Here is a 608-nt window from a genome sequence, read left to right as displayed (position 1 = left end):
TGTTTATACAATTACAGTGGATATTTATGCTTTTTACCTTGCGTTTAGCTGTATTTTTCACTGCATTTTGCACCATTTTACCTTGCGTTTTGCACCAAAACGCATTGTATTTAGCACCAAAACACACTGCGTTTAGCACCAAAATGCACTGCATTTAGCGGTATATTGCACTATATTTTACTATAAATAGCCCAAAAGTTGGTGCAAATGGCGACATCTTTAAATAAATATTCATTTCGCTGCATTCACATACTAACCCCTTTTTGCATCAAAACAAACCTCCGCGAGAATCGATTTTTTGCAGCCAAGTGAACGATTGGTGGAACAAAAGGCACTCATAATGTTAAATTTCCTACTGAAAACCTGACAAAAATAATTATATTGCATGCACGCGCAAGTGGGCAGCGACACCGAAAGGACGTACGTTTACAACAACCAGTGCGAGCGGTTGTGGGGGATGTTGCTCACGACCAACCAAGACTACATCATGGAAAAGCAGAGGTAATCTGTTATCGACAAGCCGTTTTCAACTTGTGGAGAACGTATGCAACATACTTCCGCCAAGTCGCCTTCCGAAACATAGCCACGTTTTGCCACAGACAAATGGG

The sequence above is a fragment of the Prevotella sp. HMSC073D09 genome, from assembly GCF_001814145.1.
GTDB classification, from domain to species: Bacteria; Bacteroidota; Bacteroidia; order Bacteroidales; family Bacteroidaceae; genus Prevotella; species Prevotella conceptionensis.
The sequence above is the reverse complement of the archived record's forward strand: the minus strand, read 5'-3'. Positions refer to the sequence as shown.